Origin of the sequence: Thermoleptolyngbya sp. M55_K2018_002, assembly GCF_015295965.1 — a bacterium.
Classification (GTDB): Bacteria; Cyanobacteriota; Cyanobacteriia; order Elainellales; family Elainellaceae; genus Thermoleptolyngbya; species Thermoleptolyngbya sichuanensis.
Genome location: NZ_DVEA01000278.1, coordinates 1 through 3067, shown reverse-complemented (window position 1 = coordinate 3067; position 3067 = coordinate 1). Strand labels below are relative to the sequence as shown.

Sequence of the window (3067 nt, the reverse complement as noted above, 5' to 3'; positions counted from 1 at the left end):
AGGTTTACGCCGCGCTCACCCACCCACGAGTCATAGCCATCGGGAAATTGGGAGATAAAGGCGTGGGCGTTGGCGATTTTTGCGGCTTCGACCACTGCTTGCCGCTCGTAATCGGTCTGGCCAAAGGCGATGTTTTGGGCGATCGTGCCGGAAAACAGCACCGTTTCCTGGGGGACGATGCCGATTTGCCGCCGCAGGCTATACAGCGTTACGGTGCGGATATCCACGCCGTCGATCAAAATTTGCCCCTGCTGCGGGTCATAAAAGCGCGGCAGTAGGTTCACCAGGGTTGTCTTGCCTGCGCCGGAGGGGCCGACCAGGGCGATCGCCTCGCCAGGAAAGGCCAGCAGGCTCAGTTGGTGGAGGACGGGTAATGGAGGGAGAGCAGAATCCTGGTTCCCAACCCCTGACTGGGGATAGGCAAAGCTGACCTTGCGGTATTCCACTTTGCCTGTGACGGGCGGCAGCACGAGGGCGTTTGGGGCTTCGTAGACAGCGGGTTCCACGTCCAGCAGTTCAAAAATGCGATCGACCGAGGCTTGCCCCTGTTTGAACTCGTTGTAGTTGTCAGTGAGGTGGGCGATCGGGTCTACCAGCATCGCCACTGCAAAGACGTAGCTGCCAAACTGTGCGCCCGTCAGGTTGCCCCGCGAAATTTGCCAGCCCCCCAGCAGCAGCAGCAGCAGCACGCTGACGGCGTACATAAAGCCCACCACGGGATACTGCACTGCCTTGAGCCAAGCGGCGGCGTATTTTGCCCGACGGTTGCGCTCGGCTTCGCGGGCAAAGCGACGAATTTCATAATCTTCGGCGGCAAAGGCCCGCACCAGGCGGATGCCGCTAAACACTTCCGTAAGCAGGGAAGATAGATCGGAGACGAGGGACTGGCTGCGGCGCGAAATCTTCAACATGCGATCGCCAAACCAGCTAATCAACAGCCCCATCAGCGGCACCATCACTAGGCTGGCCAGGGTCAACTGCCAGTTGAGGTATACCATGTAGCCGAACACGAAAACCAACTGCAAGACGCAGGGCGTAAAGTCGTGAAACACTTTGTTGACCACTTCGCCGATGCGGTCGATGTCTTCCGTGAGGCGATAGGACAGGTCGCCCGTCTGGGCCCGCTCAAAATATCCGAGGCTGAGGGTTTGCAGGTGGGCGTAGGTGCGGGTGCGGAGGTCGAGGGCGATCGCCAAGGCAGCCTTGGCCATCAGCGCATCCTGCCCGTACTGGGCGATCTTTTGCACCAAAAACACGCCCGCTACGATGCCCGCCATTTGCGCCAGCGATCGCACGTCCCCCGCCACCAAAAAGCTCAGCAGCCGCCCCGCCAGCCATGCCAGCAGCGGCCACGCCGCCGTAAAAATTAGCGTGCAGCAAAACGCCCGCACCACAGTTCCCCAGTGGGGTTTGAGATAGGGCAGCAGTCGCCGATAGCCAGACCGAGAATCCAAAGCAAATCTAGCCAAATCAATATTCCGAATTCCGAATATCCCGAATACTCCTGGGACTGACGCAGTTGGAGAATTTCTCGCAGGCACAGCCCATGAGAAATGATCCAAAATCCAAGGAGCTTGTCGCAAGTGCGTCAGTCCTGACTCCACTGAACCAGAAACCGGGGGCAGGAAGCAACGGCGTGGCGATAGAGGCGATCGCCCCAGGCTTACAGCAGCAAAAGGAAAAACGTTGGAGACTTTCGGCAGAGAGGTTCCAAGGGCGATCGCCCCCCAGTTCCAGATCCACACATCAGGCAAATTACGGTTGACGAATGGCTGAATAGGCTGAGTTCTTCATATTTTCCTAGCCTATCAAGCCTGTCAATCATTCAGAGTCGCTCGAAGAATTTCTACCTGCATCCACAGAGAGCGCCCGCAAATCAGTTATTTCAGCCCTTCCCTAAAATCCCTAGAGAGAGAGGCTCTAGTTGGAATACCTCTGCCAAAACTCGCAATTTATGCCGAAATCAAGCTGAAATGTAAAGAAAAAAGAACAAAGTCTCCTAGAATATACGGACATAGCTCTATTATGACCGGGTACTGGCAATATAAACTGTTTGAGTTGTTTCGAGCGCCTGTGATAGACGCAGGCCGCGAAAAAACAGAGGATTAAGCGCTCCTCTCTCGCATTTTCAGTTTCGCGTTTTCAAAAAATCAGGCAATCTACTGACGATTCACGATCGAAAAACAGCATGAGAAAACTAGAGCGAGTTCGCGAAAACTGCGCTCATGACAAGTTTGCTGTCTACCCAATGTCTGGTGTCGTAACCCCAGGGTTAAACGAAACAGACATCGTTCCCTCTGAGATTGACCTCAGCGATTGACCTCAGCATTTGAGTCATGCTTTATTGACGTTTGTTTTTTGTTACCAGGGTTTAAAATTTCATGGCAATCGATCCTAATGTTTCTCCCGCAGGCGGTGCTCTGCCCAGCGGTGTCACCATCATTGGTGGCATCGTTCTCGACCTAATCGGCACTAACGGCCAGCGTGTGGTTGCACAGCTCGCCGCATCCGAACTGTACGAAGGTACAGTGACCACTAGCCAGCAACTCATCGGCACCCAGACCGGGCTAACCCCCACCTTTACCAATACGCTCGGCGGCGGGCTGAGCCGGGTTGCAGTCCGCATCACCCTGTTTGACGGTGATAATGCACCTGCTCCGCCACAAGACGATTTTGACTTTAATCAGAACTTCCTTTTGCTCAATGGATTTGAGATTGGCAACTGGAGCGACGTAGCAACCATTACTACAAATGGCTTGGGAACCCCTGTCAGTTCTCCTCGACCCGATATTGGCTTTGCGAACGAAGAACTCGACACGGGCTGGTTCCTAACCCAAGACCCAACGTTTTTAACGAATTTTTACAATTCCCTTATTTCCACGCAAACTGTTACCTACACCTTTGTAGATAACACTCCCGCCGAAAACTTCCTGAACTTCAAACAAGGACTAGATGGCAGCCTGATTGGTGGCGGTGGCGGTGGCCCCATTATCGATCCTGGCGGCGGCGGTGCTGACAGTTCATCTGGCGGGTTCTCTTCCGGCCGGCGAACTGCGCCTGGACGCCC

At 54.7% G+C, this 3067-nt stretch carries 1 protein-coding gene and 1 pseudogene; one reads left to right on the top strand and one right to left on the bottom strand.

Annotated features, from left to right (window positions below):
- On the bottom strand, window positions 1-1454 hold a 1454-nt coding region (locus IGS51_RS14345; RefSeq protein WP_297079183.1), incomplete at its 3' end, for an ABC transporter ATP-binding protein.
- Between the two features lie 927 nt (window positions 1455-2381).
- Here IGS51_RS14345 and IGS51_RS14340 point away from each other — a divergent pair.
- A pseudogene (locus tag IGS51_RS14340) lies at window positions 2382-3067 on the top strand (hypothetical protein); the annotation flags it as partial.